Raw genomic sequence first — 24,477 nt, 5'->3', positions numbered from 1 at the left:
CAAAGTTTTATCTGTAATGCGTTATATTTACACAGTTTAAAGTACTGCTGCCTGGTGCGTCTGGTCTTAGACTGGTAAAAACTGAAAACGTTTAAAGTTACTAACACACTTCATTAAACAAAAACAGTAGCCCAGGGCACGCTACCAATTGTGTAAAATGCCCGATATACTGCTGATTATTATGTTTAAACAGTAGTATGGCCTGATTAGTCCCGATATGAGTGAGAATAATAAAAAGAAAAATTTTTTTCAGGATGTGTATGAGGTGGTAAAGCTGATACCTGAGGGTAGAGTTACCTCTTACGGCGCCATTGCCAGTTACCTGGGTTCTAAAGGATCGGCACGCATGGTAGGCTGGGCCCTGATCGCCTCGCATCCCTTGACCCGGATCCCGGCTCACCGGGTTGTTAACCGCATAGGCATGCTTACCGGCAGCCAGCATTTCGACTCACCCAACGCCATGCAGGAGCGGCTGGAGGCTGAAGGGGTAAAAGTAGAGAACAACCAGGTGGTAAACTTTGACAAGCTGTTCTGGGACCCAGCGAAGGAACTGATTTGAGTTTGGGAGTTAGAGCGTTTGGGAGTTAAAGAGTTATACTTGCCTGCAAATGATTGGCACAGCCCAGCCTCACCTCAGAATTGAAGGATTACGCCAATGTAAAGTTCGCTTGCCTATATCACTATCTCACTAGTGCTTAATGTGAATGGATTTGGAATTATAGCCTGCAAATATTCCGAACCCGTTTTTTATGTTGTTATGCACTGGGGTTGGCGTAGTTAAAAAATTATCTCTGTAAGACTGTTTCTCCAGCGTTTTGGAGTAAGTATAGTAGTCCGGAGATACCTGGGTTATACTTAGCGTTAGTAGTTTGCCATTCGCTGGCCTTTCATACCTTATTTTAAGCGTGGCAGCCTGGCCATCTATAAATTTGTCGCTAAAGAAATACCGGCTTCCAATGCCGAACTCTTCCCCGAATGGAGCTACAAATTTAAGGCTGGTGTAGTTTTTAAAGGGCTCTCCGGAATGTGAAGTGTCATGTATATAGGCCTTTATGTAATAATAGTTTGCTTTCCCTGGCTCATCCTGCAATGTAAAGGTTACCTCTACCTCTCGTATCTGCGGGTCTTTGGTGTTCGTAACATTGGCTAACTTTACATTTTTGATATCTGGGCTGGAAGGCACAAAGTCGGTTGCGGTACAGCCTGGTAAACCCGGGGCGCTTACTTTTATAGTATATTCCTGCTGCGCTTGTGGCTTAACACTATCCGATTTATACTTTCCTTTGCCAGTATAGGGTAGCGTGGTTATGTGCTGGCCCTCATGGTATACTTCCACTACGGCATTCTCAACCATATGGTATGGCTGGCTCACTAAGGAACTCTGGCTTGTGCTTACCTCCACTGCCCAGGCACTGTCCGGGGTAAAGGTGCTGTTTACTACCAACTGTGCCTTTGGTTCGGGGAGCTCTAATTCTACAACATCGGTACATGCGCTTGCCAGGATAAGAAAACTGAGCAGCGAAGTTAGTTTTCTGATATATCTAAAACTTAAAACCATAGCTGAAAGAAGGTAATATCGGGAATAATGACTTTTGGTAAAGCTTGCGCGTAGAGGTGGTGCTTGTACTTGTGCTGGCATTGGTCAGGTATAAATAGTATGGATTTCTGTGGTTGTAGGCATTGTAAACCGACAGGTTCCAGCTGCGTTCGCCCCACTTTTTAATCTTTGTGTGTGTCAGGCTTAAGTCCAGGCGGTGGTAAGATGGCATGCGGTAATTGTTGCGTTCGCCCATGTAATCTATGGTTTCTATGTAGGGAGACGAGGCACCGGGTCTGTAAATGGGCTCATCGTAGGCTTTGTACCTGACCATGGGCAGCGTGGTGGCATAGCCCGTGCGGTATACCCAACTGCCGCCTATACTTAGCTTCTCAGTAAGCTGGTGGTTGGCAACAAGAGATACACTGTGTCGGCTGTCATAAGTGTAAGGGTACTTTTGGTTAAAGTTTATACTATCCAGTTGCCTCCACGACCAAGCCAAAGTATAACCCAGCCAGCCGGTAGTTTTACCTTGCCGTTTTCGCAGCAACCACTCTGACCCATAACTCCAGCCCTTGCCGCTTGCCATGCGCGTCTCATAAGACGGTGCTACAAAATTGGCAAAATTGGTCTGGGGGCCGCTGCGCAGAAAGTCGCCTACAAAATCTCCCCCGTCCCTGAATTCTGACACATCCTTCATCTCTTTGTAATAAAAGTCGGAGGTTAGTTCCAGGGAGTTTTGCGCAAACAGAGCCGCTGCACCTAGTGTAGCCTGCCACGAACGCTGCGGTTTTACTTTATCCGTGGCCGGTACCCAGATATCGGTTGGGGTGCCTGTTGTACTGTTGCTAACCAGGTGCAGGTATTGCGCCATCGTAACGTAAGAGGCCCGTAGGCTAATGCCTGTTGGCAAAATATAGCCCACTGCCAGGCGTGGCTGAAGCGAAGTATAAAATTTGCCGTTTACACTGAAGCCAGAGAAATGCAGTCCGGCGCTTGCCTGCAAACGTTCTCCAATCTGTATCCTGTCTTCGGCATAAGTATAAAACTCATGGGCAAGTATAGTGGAAAAGGAATCAGAGATAAATGTAAGCGTATCGGTGCGGAGTGTTGCCTGTTCCGGTTTGAAAGTATGGTAAGTATAGCTGCCGCCAAAGCGCAGGTTATGCATCGCAGAAGCCATGTAATCAAAATCGGCTTTCGCGCCCCAGTCGTTTATACTTGAACTGTAGTCGATAGTCCGTGCTGTGGTAATGTCATTCGCTTTTCTGCTTGACGCTGTGTTCTGGTTGAAATTATAGTTACTGTATATCAACGTGAGGTTACTGAATAGCTTGGGCCCAAAAACATGGTTCCAGCGCAAAGCGCCTGTTGCGTTGCCCCAGTTCATCTTAAAGCTTTGCTCCTCTGTCTGGCCCGATGACATAAATTCCTCCTTATCGGCATACTTATCCTGTCCGCCATAAATACTCAGGTAGATTCTGTCTGTAGGCGAGATAGTATGATTGATCTTGGCGTTCAGGTCATAGAAATTATACTTGCTGATCTGCTGGTTATTCATGGCAGCAGCGGCTGCCGCCAGTAAGTCCAGGTAGGTACGGCGGCCTGCAATCAGGAAGGAAGTCTTCTCGTTCTTTATCGGCCCCTCCAGCAACAGTTTTGATGATAACAGCCCAACTGCCCCCTCGCCTGCAAATTGCTGGTTATTGCCTTCTTTTAGCTGCACATCCACCACCGAAGAGAGCCTGCCTCCATAAGGCGCCGGAAAGCCTCCTTTTATCAGATCCACACTCTTAATGGCATCCGGGTTAAAAACAGAGAACATGCCCAGCAAATGCGATACGTTGTAAACCGGAACGCCATCCAGCAAAAGCAGGTTCTGGTCGGGACCGCCACCGCGCACATGTAAATCGGAAGAGCCCTCTCGCCCGGATTGTACGCCCGGTGTTAGTTGTAGCGCTTTCACAGCATCTGCCTCACCCATAAGCTTGGGCAACTGCTTTATTTCAGCGCTGCGCATACTAAGGCGGTTTGCCTGTTGCAGGTCCGTTACTTTCTCGGCTGTGATGTTTACTTCCTTTAGCTCATTAGAGAGCGGCTGTAGGTGCAGTATAACTAAGCTATCCCGGCTAAGAGAAGGCAAAGAGAAGCTGAGCGGAGCATAGCCCAGGTACCGTACCTGCACCTGCTGCGTACCAGCTGGCACAGTCAAACTATAAAAACCATAGGCGTTTGTAGTGCTTCCTGTGTTGCCAGATGATACAAGAGCCCCTGCCAGGCGTTCTCCTGAACGGGCATCCTGTACAAAGCCACTTAAGGTTAAATCTGTTTTCTTGGTTTGGGCAATGGCGAAATGGCAGCTGACTGCAAGTAGCAGCAACAGTAAAAAGCGAGACATATAACCCTGTTGCTACCTCTCTAATACAATTCTTACATCAACTCTTTTTGGTGTAGGCGTGGAAGCATTAAATACGGATAAACCACCCTCACCCTCTAATTCCAGCCTGTTGTCGCTTCTATGAACCATTTTAAAAGGTCCATACAACATATATGTAAATCCAACATGTGAGCCAACGGATGTGAAGGACATTGTCTTTCCTTTATCCATAACGGAGTACACCAGTTGCTTGCTCGGTTGGCTGTTAAAAATAAAGGTGCCAGGGCAGGATTTGGCGTCGCCGTCCAAGTCGCATTTGGTAAGTATAAGGGTGCCTGAGGTTGGTAACTTTGTGGTGTCTTGCTTCAGATGAGTAACCTGCTTTATTTGCCAGGTGCCTTCCAGTTTGTTCAGCGTATTTTGATCTTTGTCGCAGGCAGAGATGCCGGCTACTAGCAGGAGCAGTAGTAGGGTGTAAATTTGCTTCATGTAAAGTAGAATAGGTTAGATTAGAGCACTAATATATTATTATTATTATTATTATTATTATTAAAAGTTCACATGATTATATTTTAATCTAAAGAGAAAGTTAGCCTCATATCACCGAAACTGATCATGCCGCGAAAAGCTGATTAAGAGCTAAAAAAAGCTGCCATTAGTTTAGCAATCCAGATGATGTTAAATTGATTTGTGCACGTAAGTTAAGCTCATATGGAGAACACGAGCAGGCGCTACTTAAACAGTTTACTTAGCAGTAGGCATTGGCCTGTCAATAAACGCTACACCATAGCTGCTGGCCAGTTCTGTTAAAGCGCCGTAGTCCAGAGCAGCCTCTTCGGGAGGCGGTGGCACAAGGGAGGTGGCCGGGGTGCTCATGGCTCTGACCAGATCCTCGAAGCCTGCAGGTGAGCAGATCATTAAAACTCTGGCATGCCCCTCAGAGTCTACTGTATAAGTATGTGGTATGTCTTTAGGGGCTATCAGGTAATCGCCGGGTTTTGCCTTTATTACTTTTTCCCCCACATAAAATGTAAAGGCTCCATCAATAACATAAAAGGCTTCATCTTCGCGTTGATGCACATGCCAGGGAGGGCTGCCCTCTTTTGTGGCATACAATTCTATTGCACAATAACTGCCATTTGTGTCTTTGCCGGTTGCATGAATAACAGCCAGTTCACCTAGCCAGATTATGGCCTCCTTTTTAGTAGTAAGAGTATGAGTTCGTGGATTCTCCATGCGCGTTCTAAACTATGTTTTAAGTATAACTTTGGGCCACCAGAGTGTAAGTGTTATAGTGTTGCCAGAAGCTTTAAGACACTGGACATCGATATAAAACCTTTCTGAGAGCTTAATTGCAGTATTCTATTTTTACATCCGGGGTATCATCGGCTAAGTTAGATCCTGGGTAAATTGCCAGTATCCAGGTACCCTCGTTAGAATGTTCAACATAATCCCACATATGTTGCCCGGTGTTGTCAGAACTATAATAATCCCACGGAACCACTAACTCCCATTCGTCAGATCCGTCTCTTTTTATATAGAAATTCTTGATATAGCTGTTTGCCGGTAGGTAAGAAAAAACATCACGAATACTAATTTGCGTGTACCAAGGGTGACCCCACTTTAAGTCTGTTAAAATAAATTCTTTATTCGCAGTAAGGCACTTCGGATCAGCCACTGTAACTTTCATTGTATCAACCGATGTCAGGTTGTAGGAATCAGTTACAGTAAGTTCGAATTCATAAACACCAACCTTAAAAAGCCTGTCTACAAAAGTTCTATGCCAGTTTCCAGAGTCGTAACTTCTTGTATCTGTTTGGTCTGGAGACTTAATCAAATTCCACTTATACGATACGATGCTGCCTGTACTCGCCTTTCCATTGAGGGTAAGGCTGCTAAACGGAGTATAAATTGTTGTATCGTTTCCGGCATTAGCAACAGGTGCTATATGACCAACCGGTGGTGTAGGAGGCGGTATGGGGGTAGGAGGTGTGTTGGGTGGTGGAGAGGCTAATGGCGGTGGTTTTATTTGCAAAGGGCTAATATCTTCTTCTTCTGAGCAGGCCAGAAGTATAACGGAGAAAATAAGCGTTGTAAGTGCCAAGGAATGAAATCTCTTTTTCATCAACCTTGAGTTTGAGGTTAAATTAAGGCATAAGAGGTAAGGTTAAACTAGGTACAAGTCTTTTTTAAGTACATGTAACTCACATGCGGTTTCTGCTATTAGTATACGAATCTGCCTGTTCTGCAAGCTTATAGTAGGGTATATCTTAGTGAATATAACTGCTTTAAGGGTGAAGGTTAGAAAAGATACTTAATTCAAGTTGCGCTATATGATAAACCAGGTAAGTGTAAACACACCCCTGCACCCCTCTCAAGAGCAGGGCCGTTTCATTCTAGCAAGGACTGTATTTGTGTTGCAAACTGCTTTACTCTTATCCTGCATTTTGGCCCTCTGGGCCAGTTGAGGAAGCCTGTCCCGGGCGGAGTCCCGGGAAGACTCAACCTTACTCGTTAGTCACGAATCTGGAGATTCGCGCCAGGAAAAATTGAATGAAACGGCCCTGCTCTCAAGAGGGGAATCATGAACGATCAAAATTCCCCTCTTCTGGACTAGCCAAAATGAGAAATTTGAGCTAGTGAGCACAGTTCTTTAGGGGTGAGTTAATCCAGCTTGAGTTTAGGAATGAGAGTCCAGAAACTGTGCATCGGGGTAAACCAAAAAGCCTATGAATGAAAGGTTCACAGGCTTTAATTGTGAAATTTAATATGCTATATCCTATTTAAAACCATAGCCCAACGAAAGGCCAAACCAGGCAGGAGAGAAGCCTGTACTGTTAAATGCCGGAGTCCAATCTACCCTCAGCATAAAACCGTTATTTAACGGCTGGAGGCGATAACCAAGGTTCAAGAAGCCGCTTGAGCTCCATCCGCTTTCATCTACAAGCTTAGGTTTAGTCGGACTGTAAGTGTCTACAGTAGCATATATAGGGGTTATACCGATACCTGCTTCAAAGGCACTTCGTTTATCGCCGACCAAATAATTAACCGTGACCGGGAAAGTAAGCAGTTTGTCCTGTATAGTGCCGCCATCATAGTCGGCGCTTCCCAGGTGCAGGCCTCCAATACCAGCCCTAAAACCAAAGCCGTCTTGTACACCCTTCTTAAAGCGCATATCAAAGTTGGCTGTAAGCCCTAAGCCATTGCCAAGTCCTTCTATAAAAATAGCCTTGTTATGTTTTGCAGGAGGATTTATTTCACTTTGGGCAAAAGCTCGAATTGATACACAAGTGCTCAGAATGGCTGTAAGTATAAGTGTTCTCATATTATTTATTTAAGTTTCGTGTAGCGTAACTAAAGGAGGATATCTTAAATATAGTATATATTTTTTATAGATTGTAACTAAATCCAAAAACCCTTCTCAACAATGTCATTTTTTGTAAGCAGGTAATTATTTTTCTGTTAATGCTGTTTAGGTACCGCAGCCTGTTGCTCAGACCTCATTAAAGGCTTACTGTCTAAAACCATCGGGTAGGTATTAGTACGCAGCAGGATAAAGTATAACTTTGTAATATGGAGGTAAAGTTAAGTACAGCAAGAGCCCTGGACCCGGGAGTATGGAGCTTACCGGAAGTGGGCAGGATTTCGCAGAACCGACTGATGCTGCACATACAGTTCTGGACGCTGTACGTGCTGTTCTTCGGTTTGCTGTACGGCAGCTACATCGACGACTACTACAATGCTTTTATGATAGAGCTGGTAGAGTTGCCGTTTAAAATGCTGCTGGTATACTTTAACATGTACTACCTGATGCCCCGCTTCCTGCTGCAAAGGCGCTACCATGAATTTTTTGTGTACCTGGTTCTGCTGATGGGAGCAATCGTAGCTATTGTACAGTTTGTGCTGGTGCCCTTTCTCATCCATCCGCTGTTTTGCGCAGAGTCCTGTACCGGCGATAGTTTTACACTTTACCGCTTTATCCGGAACGGCATCAACATCAGCTATGTGGTGGCCATCACCACGATCATTGCCTTGCTTAAGATCTGGTACAGGCAACAAAAAGCCGCCCAAAACCTGAAGCAGGACAAACTGGAGGCGGAGTTAAAAGTGCTGAAGGCTCAGATACACCCGCACTTCCTGTTTAATACCCTTAACAGCCTATACTCGCTCACGCTCAGGAAATCTGACAATGCCCCGGAAGTGGTACTGAAGCTGTCTAGCTTGATGGACTACATGCTTTATGATGCCAATGCCGCCATGGTGCCCTTGGAAAAAGAAATGGCTTACATTAAAAATTACGTGGCCCTGGAGCAGATGCGTTACGGCGATAGAGTAGATGTAAAGCTAAACGAATCGGGAAGTATGGCCGGGAAGCAGATTGCCCCCATGCTGTTGCTGCCTTTCGTAGAGAATGCCTTTAAGCATGGCGTTACCACCGAAACCGAGAATGCCTGGGTACGCATAGACGTTAAAGTAAGCGACAAGAAACTGGTGTTGCTGGTAGAGAACTGCAAGTGCAGCACAAAAGCCGCCAGCAGTTCGCGCGATATGGCTTCCGGTATCGGGCTTAAAAACCTGCAGCGCCGCCTGGAGCTGTTGTATGACGGTAAGTATAAACTGGAGATAGAGGATGAACCGGATCATTACTCGGCCATGTTAGAGATAGAGTTTAATTAAGTTTTGTTGATAAAGACACAAGGCAATAGACACAAGATTCAGGACTAAAATTTATAGCATCAAAGTAAGTCCGGTAGTTGAGCTAGCTCGCCTGTAATTTCCTGCTTTTGCGATCTTATAATCTTGTATCTGATGTCATATGTCCCATAAAAGTATGAAGTTACGCTGTATGATTGTGGATGATGAGCCGCTGGCACTGGATGTGCTGGAAACGTTCATCGAAAGGCTTGACAACCTGGAACTGGTGTGCCGCTGCAGCAATGCCATGGAGGCATATAACTGCCTGCAAACCCACGAGGTAGATCTCTTGTTCCTGGACATACAGATGCCTAAGCTAACCGGTATCGATTTTCTGAAGACATTGGCCAATCCGCCGAAGGTAATTTTTACCACTGCCTACCGCGATTATGCCCTGGAAGGTTTTGAGCTGAATGTTGTTGATTACCTTTTAAAGCCCATTGCGTTTGAACGCTTTCTGAAAGCTGTTTCGAAAGTTACGGCTTCCGATGCTGCCAGAGCTACCCCTGCTGCTGCGCCAGCCAACGCCGCCCATACTTCTGGACCTGATTACAAAGAGGCGTTTATTTACCTGAAGGCCGATAAAAAGATGGTGAAGGTGATGCTTGCCGACATACTTTACATCGAAAGCCTGAAAGACTACATCCGGGTAAAAACGGAAACGAAAGAGATCATCTCTTACCAGAAAATATCGTTCCTGGAAGAGAAGTTGCCAACCGACAAATTCCTGCGCATACACCGTTCCTTTATCGTAGCCCTGGATAAGATACATGCCTTTTCGGCCACAGGCGTAGACGTAGGAAAAACCGAGATACCTATCGGCCGGTTCTACAAAAACGAGGTGCTGCAGATACTAAACCAGAACAACCTGCTGGAAGCCTAAGGCTTAACTCTGAATTATGAATGCTGAAGTATGAATTGATCGGAGTATCAATTTATACTTTGAATTGCTAACTTGATAAGTATGGGGTTAACCTGGGTTTTATACTTTAAGTATACTTTTGTTAAGGCTTCAATTCATCATACATAATTTATAATTCAGAATTCTTTTGAACGTCATCTCCAAAAAGAAGCAGTTTTACTCCATCTCTGATGGGCTAAGAAAATACCTGCATAACTACGACCGCGAAACAAACCTGCCGGTAAAGTACGAGGACCTGCAGTACTATTCTGATGCTTTCCCATACTATGACAAGCAGGGGCACGATACTTTGTGGGAAACGGTGATGTATGAGCAGCAGTCGCAGCTGGAACTGAACCGTGGCCTTACCATGATCTATGCCCTGCTGAAGACAGACGGGGACATGTCGGTGATGGAGCACCTGTATGTTTCCAGGATAGATTACTGCACCTTTGGCAATTCCAATCCCTTCAGGGTGCAGATCATGAACCAGCTGAACGATAACTACGACTATTTTTACGTGAAGCGCGCCGATGCCTCGCGTATCTATGGTCTGGAGCTGGAACATATCCTCTCGCCGAGCCGCATTAACTACCTCGTGGATGGCGACACGCTGATTGAAGAGCACATTGCCGGCATACCCGGCGATGCCTTTATAAAGAACTATGTAAGCCGCAAAACCGCCAACAAAGTGCGTATTGCCAAAGAGTTTGTGAAGTTTAATGAGCGTTGCTTTATCCGCTTGCTCGGGGATATGCGCTCTTATAATTATGTAGTGGATGTTACCCCGGACTTTGAAGATGAGCAGTACCGCGTACGGCCTATCGACTTCGATCAGCAGTCTTATGAGGGCAGGAAGACCATGTACCTGCCACAGTTCTTCAAAGACAACAACGTGATCGTGGAGCTGGTGCTTACTTTACTGAAACCCGATGTGGTAAAGCAATACCAGAACGAGGAACGCACCCTGATGTTCCGTCGCCTCAAGTCTGCCCGCTACCGCCTGAAGGACCTGATAGACTGCATGCGCAGCGATACCATCTCCACCCCGGAAAAGGTAGAAGAGCTGAAGCAGCAGCTGGCCAAGCACCACAACTCCAAAGAGTTCCTGAAATGCAAAGGCATGGGCGACCTGGTTCGCCTGAACCTGAAAACCATACTTGTGAAAGTGCCCAGGATAGCAGAGGGGAAAATATAATTGTTAATTGTTAATTGTTGATACGCAATACCGGGTCAAACCACCCCTAGCCCCTCCTTGTCCAAGGTGGGGAATTCTGGTATTACTCCTCCAAATTTAACTGTAGTATTGCTAGAGCTTAACCTCCCTTCACACAAGGTCCTTTACAGGATGACAAAGAGAGATGTCATTAACTATTTTGATGGCGATTTTAGCAGTAAAAACAATTTTCCCGCCTTGGACAAGGAGGGGCAGGGGTGGTTTGACCCGGCAATGTGAAGATTCCCTTCTTGAGAGGGGCGGGGGTGTGTTAATCGTGCACATACTCCCCACGGCTTGGCCAAGAGAAAGGGTAACTCAACACCGCTAGGTGCAATTTCCCAGAAACTATAGCCTTTCCAGATCGGTGCGGGTGCGCTGGCTGTTTTCCAGGTTGCCGGTATTTACAGTAGTAGCTGGCTCAAACATGAGTACATCGGCCTCTGTGGGAGCCACAGGTTTATGCTCCACGCCTTTCGGTATCACGATGCACTCGCCGGGATTTAACACAATTACCTTATCGCGCAGGTGCATCTCAAACATACCGGCTATCACCAGAAAAAACTCGTCTTCGTGCTCGTGGTGGTGCCACTCAAACTCGCCCTTAAATTTTGCCAGTTTTACCTGCTGCCCGTTTAGTTCGCCGGCTATGCGTGGGTTCCAGTAATCGTTTATGTGGCTGAACTTCTCCGCTAAGTTTATCTTTTCAATTGTATGCATCGGGATAGTGATTAATATCAGTTAAATTTATTTGGACTCATTCTAAATAGTGTGTAGCTTTGCACTATCAAGAACATGGAGCTACAGCTAAGTTAAGTTACAGGATGCAGACATCTATACAATTAACCGATATTTATACTTCTGAGGCAGGAGCAGTTTACCAGTGTGACCGCCGAAATAGGCTTTTGGTTGATTTTGCAGGCGAACTTACAGTGCTTAAAGTAGATGCCTTCCTGCGTCTGAAACGCACCGTGGATAGTATAGACCTGGAGCAGATGGCGGCGAATACTGGCAGGGCTTCAGATTTCGAGATCGTTTCGGTTTGCGGGTGCGATAAATGCTATGTGCTTACCCTGCCACAGCTGTATGCTTTTAAAGAACTACTGTCGGGAGCTAAGTTTGCGCTGGACCTTAACAGCATGCTGCACGAGTGCCTGTACACACAGTTGGCCTAAAGCCAGTATACTTCAGAAACAGGATGGCACAGCTAAAACGCTGTGCTTTTTTATTTAGACTACTTCCATATTTTGGCCCCAGTGCCGTATTTACAACAATTCTGCGTATAATAGGGTATGTATAAGGAGGCCCGATCCGTGAGGGCCTGCAAGCTAAAAACCAAACTACCCTAACTACATGAAGGATTTACTTAGATTAAGAACCTCCCTTACCGAGGATATAGAAAAAGCTCTGAATGACCAGATTAAAATGGAGGCAGAGGCATCGGCGATGTACCTGGCCATGAGTGGCTGGTGCGACCGAAACGGCTTCGATTTCAGTGCCGGGTATTTTAAACAGCAGTCGGATGAGGAGCGTGAGCACATGCTTCGTCTGTTTAAGTATGTATCAGACATGGGCGGACGCGCTGTATCACCGGATGTAACCAATGTTCAGGTCGAGTTCGACTCTTTCAGGAGTGTGTTTGAGCAGGCACTGCAACAGGAGATATCTGTAACGCAGTCTTTTAACCGCATGGCAGATAAGTGCCAGAAAGCCAAAGACTACGTTACTTTCTCGTTTTTACAATGGTTCCTGCAGGAGCAGATCGAGGAAGAGTATGTGGCGCGCCGTGCACTGGAGCTGTTTGAGATCATAGGTGAGGAGGGCACCGGACAGTATGAGATTGATAAGCGTGTGCCTAAGGTAAAGTATGAAAAGAAGTATGAATAATTCGTTTAAGATAAAAGAAAGCCCCTGGCAGTAATGTCAGGGGCTTTCTTCTTTTTGTCTCAGCCCAGCTTCAAATGTCCCGGCTCTCAAGTAGGCTTTCTCCTCAAATTAAATATATAACTCAAGTTGGGATTAACCCACCCCTAAAGCGCTGTGCTCACTAGCTCAAAACGCTTGTTTTGGCTAGTCTAAAAGAGTAGAGTATTTAGGCAATACCGGCTCCAACCACCCCTAACCCCTCTCCCGAATCCAGTCCGGGATCGTAGACTTGTCCAAGGCGGGGAATTCTTGCATTACTCTGGTAAAAGTATAAATCCTGTTTTTTACGCTTAACCTCCCTTCCACCAAGATCCTTACAGGATGACAAAATGGAGGAACTGCGAATATCAAGATTACAGTAGAAGCAGTAAGTAAAAATTCCCCTCTGGGGGTAGGGGTGTGTTTACACCTGCCTGGTTTATCATATAGCGCAACTGGAGTTAGAAACATCCCCTGGATGCCAGCCTGAAGTGTGGGTTAAATGCAAAGGGGGCTACTTATTGTCAGCAGGCGGAGTGGCTGTTTTTAAAATGATCTCCTCGAATGCCTGCTTTGCCTGCTGCTCGGTTGTTTGGTACAGCCAGTAGTTCTCAGGCTGAAAGCACATAACTGGTGCGAAGTCGCAGCGGTCAGAGCAATCGGTCTTGATAACCTCTACACTGCCCTTAAGGCCTGCCTCTTTTATTAGAGTTCTTATTGCCTTGCTGTTCTCTTTGCCTCCCCTTTTTTTGCACTTACTGCCTGTGCAGACATAAATTACTTTGTCAGGGGTTTTAAAATTCTTGCTCATCTAATGGGTGCTAGTGTTTCTGGTAAAAGCCTAAATCGCATTAATAAGTTTCTGGCAGAGGCAAAAAGTATACTTATGCAAGGGCGCTTATACGTTAGAAGGCAGGCATCAGGGAATGGCGCAACCATTGTTGTGCTTCATCCATGTCGCAGAAGACCTCTACGTTAAAACGGCCCGCCACCAGTGCCTTCATCGCTTCAGCAGATTCCTGCGAAAATGACTCCTCGCGTACCACCATGGCATAGTGGCGCAGTCCGTGCTTAACCGCCTCGGGTATCCATACTTCTTCTATCCAGGGTAAAGACCTGTCCCAGGGGCCAACCAGGTTAAGGTTGCTGTTTAGGCCGGCGCAGCAGTTGTGGCTGCGTAATTGCTCCAGAAAGGCGAGCCCACCCTGGATCACGTTGTCAAGGGTTACGTACCCAAACCAATCGTTCATGATCCAGTTGTTTTCCTGGTCGTAGGTAATAGTCAGGAAAGTTTTACCTGTAGCGCTTTTAATTTCTCTCATATCGTGCTTATCGCCTCAAATCGGCAAGCCTTCATTAGAACCTTTAATAGCTGCGCTTAGTTCTATGCCGTGCTAAATAACCTGAATTAATTTAAGCTGGCAAATTTAAATATTCAGAATTTACTATATAAAGCAAATATTGGAGAATACTTTATAGTTGGAAGTATAAGGTAAGTATAAATAAAAATCGCCATCCCTGGTTTAGAGATGGCGATTAGTGCTTTAAAGCGCTCTTGCTGTTTGCCTTGGTTTTGGCAACGGTTTGCGTGGTATCAGTTTGTCGCGCATGGCCGTGTGGTAAACAATTGAGGCAACTATGGTGGCGGCCTGTTTCAGGTCGTCGGCCTGCAGGCGTTCGTATGTGTCCTGGTTGGTGTGGTGCGTGCGTGTGTCGTACTCAATCTCATCCTGAATAAACTGGAAACCGGGCAGGCCAACCGCGTCAAATGCCAGGTGGTCGGTGCCGCCTGTGTTGCGTATGGTTACAGTTGTCGCACCCAGATCGTGGAAAGGTGCCAGCATGGCTTCCATAAATGGCCTTACGGCATCGTTGCCCTGCAGGTAAATACCCCTGATCTTACCAGTGCCGTTGTCGAGGTTATAGTAAGCAGAAAGCTTTTCGTGGGTTTTGGTAAGCTCCATGGTGGCAGGGTCTCCGAAGTGCTTTTTCACGTATCCTCTGGAACCATACAGGCCCTGCTCTTCGCCGCCCCACAGGGCAATACGGATGGTACGTTTCGGCTGCAAACCTAATGACTGAAGTATACGCACGGCCTCCATCATCACGGCCACGCCTGCGGCATTGTCGGTAGCGCCGGTAGCGGCGTGCCACGAGTCTATGTGCCCACCTAGCATCACTATTTCGTCTTTCAGTTTTTTATCTGTGCCAGGTATTTCCGCAATTACATTGTACCCTTTCAGATCATTGGTATGGAATTTTGTTCTGGTTTCCACTTCAAGCTCTACAGGCTGTTTGGCTTCCAGTAAGCGTACCAGTCTGCCGTAATCCTCCAGGCCCATTTCCAGTTCTGGCAGGGCAGGGGTGGCGTCTTTAGCGTAAGGGGCGCCGTTGCTGGTAAAGTGCGTGCCATGAATACCGCCTCTGGAGCTAAGTATAACAGCAGCGCCTTCCGCTTTAAAGAACTCAGCGGCTTTGTTGCGCAATGCCATGCGTGCTCGGTACTGGGCGATGCGTTCGGGTGTCCAGCTGCTGTTGGTATTGCCGTTTGCCTCCGGGCTCATGGCCAGCTTTTCCAGGTCCTCGTGCGAATGGCGCCTGGCATCGGCTTCAAAGCTTGTTTTAGCCTCGGTGTCTAATTTGGTAAGTATGATCTTGCCTGCCAGCTGGCCTTTATACTTTTGTAGATCTTCTTCTTTCTCCAATTCTACAAGTATGGCCTTAGCTTTTACAGGGCCGTTGGTGCCCGGTGTCCAGGCTTTGGGCGTTGCGATCAGGTGCTGGTAGTAAGGGGCTGTCATGGCGATGTATGATTTCTCGATCTCCCAGCCTTTGCCGAACTCACCCCACTCTTCGAGGCGGGCATTTTTTAAGCCCCATTCAGTTAGCTTGTTTTTTGCCCATTGGTTTGCCCTGTCAAGACCCGGCGAGCCAGAAAGGCGTGGCCCAGATACATCGGTCAGGTAAAAGGCGGTTTCCATTACCTGAGAATTTTTCAGGCCTTCCTGTTTAATGCGGTGTACTGCATCCAGGTTAACGGGCTCTTGCTGTGCCTGCGCTACAAAAGCAAGCTGTAAGGCCACAGCTGCCAGCAGTAAAGGTTTTTTTAGCATAGTTTAGTTTAGTGTATAAGTGATTGTACCCATGCAAGATATGGATTGTGGCGTTATTCACAAACTTTACTGCACAAGGTTTATACTTTAGCTTTTTGGGCACTGCGCAATGCTGTCTTACTCCGCTCTATTTTATTTTTAAGCATGCAAAGAATAATTAAACCTTACCACTTATATTTAGTCTACAGAATCAACTTTACTAACCTAAATCTATCGCATGAATTTTACCAAAACCAGAACTGCCAAACGGGTAGCATCCTCGTTGTTATACCTGTTGCTGTTGGGCGGTACTGCGCCGGTTGCTGTTGCACAGGGCGGGCAGGACACCAACATCGGCTATCAAAGGCCACCACAAGCCATCGCCGATATCATTGAGGCACCGGCCACGCCATCGGTTAGCCTGAGCGCCAAAGGCGATTGGATGCTGCTGCTGGAAAGCCCCGGTTACCCAAGTATAGAAGAGGTGTCGGCACCAGAAAGCCGCATTGCCGGCCTGCGCATTAACCCTGCCACCAACGGGCAGAGCCGTGGCAATTACTACAATGGCCTTAAGCTGAAGCAGGTAAACGGAGGACAGGAGTTTGAGATAAAGGGTCTGCCAAAAAATGCCCAGTTATCCTACGTTTCCTGGTCGCCGGACGAGAAGTACATCGCTTTTACCAACACTATAGCCAATGGCATTGAGCTCTGGATCGCTGATTTAAGCACAAAGCAGGCGAAGAAACTAACAAGTGCCGTAGTGAACGATGCTTACAGCGGACGTCCGTTTGAGTGGGCCTCTGACAGCAAATCGCTGTTGGTTAAATTTATTGATGAGAACCGTGGCGAGATGCCAAAGTATAGCTATGTGCCTGCCGGGCCAAACGTGCAGCAGAATATTGGCAAAGCAAGACCATCGCGCACTTACCAGGACCTGCTGAAGAACCGCTACGACGAAGATCTTTTTGACTACTACATGGCCACGCAGCTGAAGCTGGTTACTTTAGATGGCAAGCAGCAGCCAATCGGTAAGGCCGGTGTCATCAAAAGCGTAAACATGTCTCCGGACGGGCAGTACCTGTTGGTGGAAAATATCCAGAAGCCATACTCATACTTAGTACCATCATACTACTTTCCTTACACCGTGGAAGTATGGAACCGTGATGGAAAAGTGGTAAAGGAGCTGGCTAAGCTGCCATTGGCCGAGGATATTCCGATTGCGTTTGATGCCGTGGCAAAAGGCCCGCGCAGCTACAACTGGCGACCTGACAAAGCTGCCAGCCTGTACTGGGCAGAGGCGCAGGACGGTGGCGATGCCAACAAAGAGGTAGCTATTCGTGACTACGTTTATACTTTGGACGCGCCTTTCTCTGCTAAGCCTTCCAAAATTGCTGAAACAAAATACCGCTACCGTGGCATGCAGTGGGGGCAGAACAACATGGCCATCGTGAATGAACGCTGGTGGAAAACCCGTGCAGAGCGTGCCAGCCTGATAGAGCCGAATAACCCATCGAAAGCTGCTGTGGTACTGATCGAGCGTTCTTACGAGGATGGTTACAACGACCCAGGCTCGCCGGTATTCACTAAAAACCAGTATGGCCGCAACGTGTTAATGACGGATAAGAACGGTCAGAACATTTACATGATCTCGGAAGGCGGCTCTCCGGAGGGTAACAGACCTTTTGTGAGCGAGTTTAACCTGAAGAACAAGAAGGCGAAGATTCTTTGGAGATCACAGGCTCCATACTATGAACGCCCTGTTGATATCATAGACTTGAGCAGCAAGAAGATCATCACCAGAAGAGAGTCTGAGAACGACCCGCCAAACTACTTTGTGCGCGACCTGAGCAAGAAATCGTTGAAGCAGGTAACCAAATTCCCGCACCCAACCCCGCAACTGGAAGGTGTGCAGAAAGAGATGCTGCAGTACGAGCGTGCCGATGGCGTGAAACTGACAGCAATTTTATACTTGCCAAAAGACTATAAGAAAGGCGACAAGCCACTGCCGGTGCTGATGTGGGCTTACCCGCGTGAGTTTAAAGATGCAGCCGCAGCCGGTCAGGTAAAAAGCTCGCCTTATGAGTTTACACGCATTAATTCAGGCTCACCACTGTTCTGGGTAACCCAAGGCTATGCCGTACTCGACAGAACCGACATGCCGATTGTGGGCGAAGGCGATGCGCAGCCAAACGATACTTATGTAGAGCAACTGGTGGCAAGCGCCAAAGCCGCTATCGATAAGGTGGTAAGTATGGGTGTTGCCGATCCGAAGCGCATTGCGGTTGGCGGCCATTCTTATGGTGCCTTTATGACGGCTAATCTGCTGGCGCACTCTGACCTGTTTGCTGCTGGCATTGCACGTAGCGGAGCCTATAACCGTACCTTAACGCCATTTGGTTTCCAGCAAGAGGAACGTAGCTATTGGGAGGCCCCGGAAGTATACTTCCAGATGTCGCCGTTCTCTTATGCGCATAAAATAAAAACTCCGATTCTGCTTATTCACGGTGAGGCTGACAACAACTCCGGTACGTTCCCGATCCAAAGCGAGCGTTTCTACAATGCCCTAAAAGGCCACGGTGCTACAACCAGATTGGTGTTCCTGCCTGCCGAGTCGCATGGCTACAGAGGCAAAGAGTCTATCATGCACATGTTATGGGAAATGGATCAGTGGTTGAATACTTACGTGAAGAACCGCCCAGTGCAGTAATAAGCTATACTTTATACTTTGCAAACCGCCCCGGCTATACTTTAGCCGGGGCGGTTTTTTGTGGGGATTGACCGGTGATTAAGGAGATCTAATACTATTTAGACGTGCAGTTTGAATGTTTTTGTAACTGTTGTTTACCTGGCTGCTTTTTCTCCGCCTTTCTATCTAACAACCGTTCTTCCTCAGTCTTGCTTGCCTATCGTTCCACATCTGGCTTTGGTGCGCTCAAGGCCGCGGGGCCTCGCCATTGCGCATCGCGCTGTCTATTGAAGCTGCTCCGGGGGAAGGGGCCCCCTTTGAGCTCTGCTGCGGGCTGCTTCGCTCAGCACCGCAACAATAGAAGGTGCTCTTTATCGAGGGCCCCTTCCCCCACCCAAAGGCTGGGATGGACACTTCTTCGCCAGCGGCTGATGCAACTGAGAAAAAGTACAGATTATGATTTGTAGGGACAGGTCGCGACCTGTCCGCAGATTGACTGTAGCTATAGCACTTATACTTCCTATAAGCAAAGTCAGAAATTCCCCTCTTGAGAGGGGCAGGGGTGTGTAATCGTTTGCAGAAACTCCCTTCTTTGGTCAAGGAAGGGCAGGGTCAGTTCAAAATGCTAAACAGAGATATTGAAAACTACAGTTGGTAAACACCTCTAGCCGGGTCTTGCAACAATAACTGGCTTAGTGCCTCATATACATCCGGGTTTGCTTTCCGGAAATCGTGTGGCCGCTCAAAAAACGACTCCACACAAACGGCAAAGAACTCGTGCTCATCATCGCAGGCCTGTCGTCTTAAAAAACCAGCCGGAACCAGCCTGAGCTTCTCCATCTCACGATGGGCAACTGTGTTCCATACCTGTAGGTGCTGCCTGTCCAGGAAGTTGTATTCGTTGTTCCGGATCGCATTTTCGAGGTGTAGCGCATGCGCCATTTCGTGCAGGCCCAGGTTAAGGCCGTCTGTGTAATTATGGTATCCACTTTCAAAATCCCGCCACGACAGCACAATGAGCCCGCGCATGTTTACCTCTCCGCAGTGGTAGCGCTTATAAATAGTGGAGTAATACTTGTCGGGGTAAATAAGTATGGCTTTGAAGTGGGACAGGTATAGAGGCCCTAATCCGAAAGTAAGTTGCACAGCGCTTGCTGCAATCTTAACCTGCATTGGCAAGGTTATTTCAAAGCCATCGCCACGGGCTGTAAAGTTTTTCTGAAGTATAAACTTGGCTACTCTTTTTTCAAATTCCTTTTGCTGCTTAAAAGGCAAAGCATTGTAATACGGAGGCTGCAGTCGTCGCAGTTCCAGCATGTAAGGGCCTTGCCGGAGCACCATTGCACTATACTTTATCAGCTCGATAAGCCCGAAAACTGCCAGCACCGCAAGTATGGCCTGCCATGGGCCAAGCGCTGCCAATGTTTTCCGGTCTTCCGATACATGCCTGATACAGAAAATTGACAGCGAAGAAGTATGGGTTAGAAGAAACGAGATCAGAGCACTTAAAGTCATAAGATTAAAGATATAACTTTTTGGCGTCAGGTCGTAAGGCCTATTGTACTTAATAAGTCCACTCAGTCAAAAAATCTTGAAGCTAAGCATCATCATACCCACCCTGCAGGAAGAAGCAGCTATCGGCGACTTGTTAAGTTACCTGAAGCGGCATACAACACCTGGCACAGAGATTATTGTTGCGGATGGGGGCAGTACCGACACCACCCAAAGTATAGCCCGTGAGACCGGAGCAAAAGTTATCGTTTGCAGGCAGCGGGGTAGGGGTTTCCAGATGAACCGTGGGGCAGAGGAGGCTACCGGGGATGTGTTATACTTTTTGCATGCCGACACGCAGCCGCCTGCAAACTTTGAGGAAAGTATAAGGCAGGCGCTTACTCATGGCTATGGTTGTGGCTGCTTTAGACTGTTATTCGATTCGCAGCACTGGTTCTTAACGCTGAATGCCTGGTTCACACGCTTTAACATAAACGCACTCAGGTTCGGGGACCAAAGTCTGTTTGTGCAGAAAAGCATTTTTGACCAGGCAGGTGGCTTTAACGAAAAAATGCTGCTGCTCGAAGACCAGGAGGTTATTGGCAGGTTGCGCCGGCTTGCACCATTTAAGGTGTTGCCGCAATACGTTACCACATCAGCAAGAAAGTATAAACAAGTTGGCACGTTTAAGCTGCAGGCAGGCTATTTCGTGATCTATACTTTGTACCGGCTCGGGTTTACGCAGCAGCGACTGGTGCGTACTTATAAGTGGTTGCTGCAAGTATAAAAGTTAACGTGCAGGCACCCGGCCTCGTAAAAGCAAGTTGGCTGCTTTTTGATTTCAAGCCTTCGCCCTACCCTAACGGCGGTTACAGTTGCCCTGCTGTTTCCGTGACCAAACCATCATCAAACTAAACTTTAAAGCATCATGACGAAACACATACAACTGTTTTCTTTTCCTGCCATACTAGCGGGACTGCTGTTGGCAGGCTGCAGCTCTTCCAGCACCACAGAGGAAACCACCAAGCAAAGCCAGACAGTGGAGGCAAGTATGGGCAGGGGCCTTGACCTGGCAAACCTTGACACAACCGTTAGCCCCTGCGTAGACTTTTACCAGTATGCAAACGGAGGGTGGGTAAAGAATAACCCCATCCCGCCTGCCGAAAGTGCCTGGGGCTCATTTAACGAACTGGCCGAAAAGAACTACGCTGTTTTGCGGGATATCCTGAAAGAGGCTTCTTCCAACACAACGGCCCCGAAAGGCTCTGCTGCCCAGATGATCGGCGATTTCTATGCAGCAGGTATGGATTCCGTGGCCATCAACAGGGCGGGGATTTCTCCTATCAAACCAGAGCTCGACAAGATTGAGGCTGTTAAAAGCAAAGAAGAACTCATCAATACGGTTGCCAACCTGAAGACCAAAGGCATCAGTGGCTACTTTACAATGTATGTTGCCCAGGATGACAAGGTAAGCACGCAGTATGCGCTGCAGGCGGCACAGGGTGGTTTGGGTTTACCTGACCGGGATTACTACCTGAAGACTGATGAACGGTCTAAGGGTATACGCACAGCTTACATGACGCACCTGCAGAATATGTTTAAGCTGCTTGGCTACGATGCGGCAATAGCTCAGAAAAAAGCCAATACCGTGATGGACATCGAGAACAGACTTGCAAAAGCCTCCCGTGCCCGAGTAGACCTCCGCGACCCTTACGCCAACTACAACAAGATGACCATACAGCAGTTTGCCAGCAAAAACCCGGACCTACGGGTAACCGACCTGCTGACTGGTATGGGAGCACAGGCCGCCAAAGAGGTTATTGTAGGGCAACCGGATTTCTTTAAGGAACTAAACACAATGCTGAAAAGCATGCCCCTGGAAGACTGGAAGACCTATACCCAATGGCACCTGGCCAGAACCATGGCACCATACCTTAGCCAGCCTTTTGTGCAGGAGAACTTTAACTTTTATGGCAAGGCCCTGGGTGGCGCCAAAGAAATGCAACCCCGCTGGAAACGTGTGTTAAGGGCAACCGATGCAGCCATGGGAGAGGCGCTGGGGCAACTTTACGTGCAAAAGACCTTTTCGCCGGAAGCCAAGAAGAAAGCCATTGAGATGGTAAACAACCTGCAGGAGGCATTTAAGGAACATGTGCGCGACCTGGACTGGATGAGTGATGCCACCAAGCAGCGTGCCCTGGAGAAACTGGGAGCCTTTGCGGTTAAGATCGGTTACCCCGACAAATGGAAAGATTACAAAGGACTTGATGTGAGCCGTGACTCTTACGCAGCCAACGTGATGCGTGCCAGCCAGTTTGCGTTTAAAGATAACGTGGGCAAAATAGGCAAACCGATAGACCGCACCGAGTGGTTTATGTCGCCGCCAACGGTTAATGCCTATTACAACCCAAGTATGAATGAGATCGTGTTCCCTGCCGGTATTCTGCAGCCACCCTTCTTCGACCCGAATGCCGACGATGCGGTTAACTACGGCGGCATGGGTGCTGTGATCGGGCATGAGCTCACCCACGGTTTCGACGACCAGGGGGCCAAGTATGATTTCGAGGGCAACCTGAAAGACTGGTGGACCAAGGAGGATTTAGCCAAGTTTAATGAGCGTGCTAATCTTGTGGCAGGGCAGTATGACAAGTATACCGTGCTGGATAACCTACACGTGAATGGCAGACTTACCCTTGGCGAGAACATTGCCGATATCGGTGGGCTTAATATAGCTTACACTGCCCTCCAGAAAGCGCTTCAGAAGAATAACCCGGGTAAAATTGCCGGCTTTACCCCGGAGCAGCGTTTCTTCCTGGCCTGGGCACAGATCTGGCGCATCAATGCCCGCGACGAGTACCTGAACCGCCAGATATTGACCGACCCACATTCGCCGGGACGTTTCCGTACCAACGGGCCTGTATCCAACATGCCGGAGTTTTACAAAGCCTTCAACTGTAACCAGGGAGACCCTATGTTCCGGGCCGAGGCAAACAGAATAAACATCTGGTAACAGTAGTTATACTTTAAGAAGGGCTGCAATTAAGGATTGCAGCCTTTTTTATTGCCTTTCCCTAATTGTACATATCAGTGAAGTTGCTGCAGATGTATAACATTATGCAAGTATCACAGTATTAATATGTTACAGGGGTTATTTGGTAATCCCCCAAAGCCCTTCCGCCTAAACGCGTCAAACTATGAAAAGAACCCTTTAGGATAACTCTTAGGGGTAAAGCAAGAACTTTTACCAAACATGAAATGGATATGAAACAGAGAAACTATCTCGGCAAAAGACTGAAGATGGCCCTGGCCAGCTTTTGTACGATGGCAATATTATTTGCTGTAACCTCCTGCGAGAGAGATAACCTGGAAGAGATGGCGCCACTTAGCAGCAGCAGTACTGAAGAGTTGCAGGGTGGGCCTGAGAGTGGGGCCGTAATTCCGGGCAGGTATATTGTGGTTTTTAAGGATGATGCTGACTTTGGCATTAACAGATCTGATTCCTATGAGAGGCGGCAGGCGAAGATGAGAGCCGCCAGCCAGGCGCTGCTCAGAGGTAAAGGAATCTCGGCAAATAATTTAGGCCACGTTTATGAAACTGCTATTAAAGGCATGGCAGTTGGGCTCTCCAATGCAGAACTGCATCGGCTGCGCCAGGACCCAAGAGTAGCCTACATTGAGCGGGATAGAGTTATTAAACTAGCGCCGCCTCCTGACAGAGGACCCAACAAAGACAAAGGAGATGGGGGTGACTCAGGGCAAGATACCGAAGTAAAACCATGGGGCATAACTCGGGTGAATGGAGGTGTCAACTACACTGGCAGCAATGTAGCGTGGGTTATAGACACAGGCATTGATCTGGACCACCCAGATCTGAATGTTGATACCAGCAAAGGCTTTACTGCTTTTACTTCTGGCCGGGATGCAAACCTGGAGGATAACAACGGCCATGGCTCCCATGTGGCAGGTACGATTGCTGCTAAAGATAACTCATTTGGTGTAATTGGTGTTGCCGCTGGGGCAACGGTAATACCTGTTAAAGTGCTGGATGGTCGTGGCAGTGGCTCTTACTCTGGCGTAATAGCCGGTGTAAACCATGTGGCTGCAAATGGTAAGTCCGGAGACGTGGCTAACATGAGCCTGGGTGGTCCTGTTTACCAGTCATTGGATGATGCTGTTAAAGCAGCGGCATCTAAAGGTATAAAATTCTCCCTCGCTGCCGGCAACGATGGGGCAAATGCCAACAATTCCTCCCCGGCAAGGGCAAACGGTAACAACATTTATACTATATCCGCAGTGAACAGTAGCGATACATTTGCCAGCTGGTCTAATTATGGCAACCCTCCTGTAGATTATGCAGCGCCCGGTGTAAGTATAAACTCTACCTGGAAAAACGGAGGGTATAATACGATAAGTGGTACCTCTATGGCGGCACCGCATGTGGCAGGTATACTTTTGCTTGGAGACATAAAGACCTCAGGCAATGCAAAAAACGACCCTGACGGTAACGCAGACCCAATTGCATCTCATTAATTTATGAAAGTATAAGTATAAAATAAAGCGGGACGGCTTGTAGAGGC

General features: G+C 47.6%; 21 protein-coding genes. 10 read left to right on the top strand and 11 right to left on the bottom strand.

Going from position 1 to position 24,477, the window contains the following annotated elements; translation table 11 throughout:
- Positions 1–217 precede the first annotated feature (217 nt).
- Positions 218–559, top strand: coding sequence for an MGMT family protein (locus AC4BAP_RS14475; RefSeq protein WP_490583383.1), 342 nt, complete (start codon positions 218–220; stop codon positions 557–559).
- A gap of 129 nt (positions 560–688) precedes the next feature.
- Here the strand turns inward: AC4BAP_RS14475 and AC4BAP_RS14470 are convergent, their stop codons facing one another.
- The 6 genes from AC4BAP_RS14470 to AC4BAP_RS14445 form a co-directional block, all read right to left on the bottom strand.
- Positions 689–1,558, bottom strand: coding sequence for a DUF4249 domain-containing protein (locus tag AC4BAP_RS14470; protein ID WP_490583382.1), 870 nt, complete (start codon positions 1,556–1,558; stop codon positions 689–691).
- Positions 1,542–3,935: a TonB-dependent receptor gene (locus tag AC4BAP_RS14465; protein ID WP_490583381.1), complete on the bottom strand. Its 2,394-nt coding sequence runs from the start codon at positions 3,933–3,935 to the stop codon at positions 1,542–1,544. The genes AC4BAP_RS14470 and AC4BAP_RS14465 overlap by 17 nt, the downstream gene beginning before the upstream one ends.
- A 12-nt stretch (positions 3,936–3,947) precedes the next feature.
- Positions 3,948–4,403 (bottom strand): hypothetical protein, encoded by a 456-nt coding sequence (locus tag AC4BAP_RS14460; protein ID WP_490583380.1) that lies wholly within the window; start codon positions 4,401–4,403, stop codon positions 3,948–3,950.
- Positions 4,404–4,658: 255 nt separating this feature from the next.
- Positions 4,659–5,150, bottom strand: a complete 492-nt coding sequence (locus tag AC4BAP_RS14455; RefSeq protein WP_490583379.1) for a cupin domain-containing protein — start codon at positions 5,148–5,150, stop codon at positions 4,659–4,661.
- 112 nt (positions 5,151–5,262) lie between these two features.
- Positions 5,263–6,039 (bottom strand): PKD domain-containing protein, encoded by a 777-nt coding sequence (locus AC4BAP_RS14450; protein WP_490583378.1) that lies wholly within the window; start codon positions 6,037–6,039, stop codon positions 5,263–5,265.
- 654 nt (positions 6,040–6,693) lie between these two features.
- Positions 6,694–7,239, bottom strand: coding sequence for a hypothetical protein (locus tag AC4BAP_RS14445; protein WP_490583377.1), 546 nt, complete (start codon positions 7,237–7,239; stop codon positions 6,694–6,696).
- Positions 7,240–7,487: 248 nt separating this feature from the next.
- Here AC4BAP_RS14445 and AC4BAP_RS14440 point away from each other — a divergent pair, with 248 nt between their 5' ends.
- The 3 genes from AC4BAP_RS14440 (at position 7,488) to AC4BAP_RS14430 (ending at position 10,708) form a co-directional block, all read left to right on the top strand.
- Positions 7,488–8,591: a sensor histidine kinase gene (locus tag AC4BAP_RS14440; protein WP_490583376.1), complete on the top strand. Its 1,104-nt coding sequence runs from the start codon at positions 7,488–7,490 to the stop codon at positions 8,589–8,591.
- A gap of 154 nt (positions 8,592–8,745) precedes the next feature.
- Positions 8,746–9,492, top strand: a complete 747-nt coding sequence (locus tag AC4BAP_RS14435) for a LytR/AlgR family response regulator transcription factor (protein WP_490583375.1) — start codon at positions 8,746–8,748, stop codon at positions 9,490–9,492.
- Between the two features lie 166 nt (positions 9,493–9,658).
- The gene (locus tag AC4BAP_RS14430; protein ID WP_490583374.1) at positions 9,659–10,708 is read left to right on the top strand and encodes a hypothetical protein; all 1,050 of its coding nucleotides are present in this window, start codon (positions 9,659–9,661) and stop codon (positions 10,706–10,708) included.
- Positions 10,709–11,074: 366 nt separating this feature from the next.
- Here AC4BAP_RS14430 and AC4BAP_RS14425 read toward each other — a convergent pair whose 3' ends face one another.
- Complete coding sequence (locus AC4BAP_RS14425) at positions 11,075–11,446, bottom strand: cupin domain-containing protein (RefSeq protein WP_490583373.1); 372 nt, start codon at positions 11,444–11,446, stop codon at positions 11,075–11,077.
- Positions 11,447–11,550: 104 nt separating this feature from the next.
- Between AC4BAP_RS14425 and AC4BAP_RS14420 the strand changes: the two genes are divergently transcribed.
- Positions 11,551–11,901, top strand: a complete 351-nt coding sequence (locus tag AC4BAP_RS14420; RefSeq protein WP_490583372.1) for a hypothetical protein — start codon at positions 11,551–11,553, stop codon at positions 11,899–11,901.
- A 178-nt stretch (positions 11,902–12,079) separates the two neighbouring features.
- Positions 12,080–12,613 (top strand): ferritin, encoded by a 534-nt coding sequence (locus tag AC4BAP_RS14415; protein ID WP_490583371.1) that lies wholly within the window; start codon positions 12,080–12,082, stop codon positions 12,611–12,613.
- Between the two features lie 532 nt (positions 12,614–13,145).
- Here AC4BAP_RS14415 and AC4BAP_RS14410 read toward each other — a convergent pair.
- The 3 genes from AC4BAP_RS14410 to AC4BAP_RS14400 all read right to left on the bottom strand — a co-directional run bounded on the left by AC4BAP_RS14410 (position 13,146) and on the right by AC4BAP_RS14400 (position 15,744).
- Positions 13,146–13,442 carry a (2Fe-2S) ferredoxin domain-containing protein gene (locus AC4BAP_RS14410; RefSeq protein WP_490583370.1) on the bottom strand — a complete coding sequence of 99 codons (297 nt, stop codon included), beginning with the start codon at positions 13,440–13,442 and terminating at the stop codon, positions 13,146–13,148.
- Positions 13,443–13,536: 94 nt separating this feature from the next.
- Entirely contained in the window at positions 13,537–13,953 is a 417-nt protein-coding gene (locus AC4BAP_RS14405; RefSeq protein ID WP_490583369.1) for a hypothetical protein, read from the bottom strand.
- Positions 13,954–14,175: 222 nt separating this feature from the next.
- Positions 14,176–15,744 (bottom strand): M28 family metallopeptidase, encoded by a 1,569-nt coding sequence (locus AC4BAP_RS14400; protein ID WP_490583368.1) that lies wholly within the window; start codon positions 15,742–15,744, stop codon positions 14,176–14,178.
- Positions 15,745–15,961: 217 nt separating this feature from the next.
- Between AC4BAP_RS14400 and AC4BAP_RS14395 the strand changes: the two genes are divergently transcribed.
- Positions 15,962–18,430 carry a S9 family peptidase gene (locus AC4BAP_RS14395; RefSeq protein ID WP_490583367.1) on the top strand — a complete coding sequence of 823 codons (2,469 nt, stop codon included), beginning with the start codon at positions 15,962–15,964 and terminating at the stop codon, positions 18,428–18,430.
- A 624-nt stretch (positions 18,431–19,054) separates the two neighbouring features.
- Here AC4BAP_RS14395 and AC4BAP_RS14390 read toward each other — a convergent pair.
- Positions 19,055–19,924: a zinc-dependent peptidase gene (locus tag AC4BAP_RS14390; protein WP_490583366.1), complete on the bottom strand. Its 870-nt coding sequence runs from the start codon at positions 19,922–19,924 to the stop codon at positions 19,055–19,057.
- 76 nt (positions 19,925–20,000) lie between these two features.
- Here AC4BAP_RS14390 and AC4BAP_RS14385 point away from each other — a divergent pair, with 76 nt between their 5' ends.
- From AC4BAP_RS14385 to AC4BAP_RS14375, 3 genes are all read left to right on the top strand, one after another.
- Positions 20,001–20,687 carry a TIGR04283 family arsenosugar biosynthesis glycosyltransferase gene (locus AC4BAP_RS14385; RefSeq protein WP_490583365.1) on the top strand — a complete coding sequence of 229 codons (687 nt, stop codon included), beginning with the start codon at positions 20,001–20,003 and terminating at the stop codon, positions 20,685–20,687.
- A gap of 141 nt (positions 20,688–20,828) precedes the next feature.
- Positions 20,829–22,910, top strand: coding sequence for a M13 family metallopeptidase (locus AC4BAP_RS14380; RefSeq protein WP_490583364.1), 2,082 nt, complete (start codon positions 20,829–20,831; stop codon positions 22,908–22,910).
- 251 nt (positions 22,911–23,161) lie between these two features.
- Positions 23,162–24,430 (top strand): S8 family peptidase, encoded by a 1,269-nt coding sequence (locus AC4BAP_RS14375; RefSeq protein ID WP_490583363.1) that lies wholly within the window; start codon positions 23,162–23,164, stop codon positions 24,428–24,430.
- Positions 24,431–24,477: the final 47 nt, after the last annotated feature.

It is taken from the genome of Pontibacter sp. GD7, from assembly GCF_058216375.1.
Note: the sequence above shows the minus strand (reverse complement) of the source record. Positions and strands in the feature narration are given on the sequence as shown.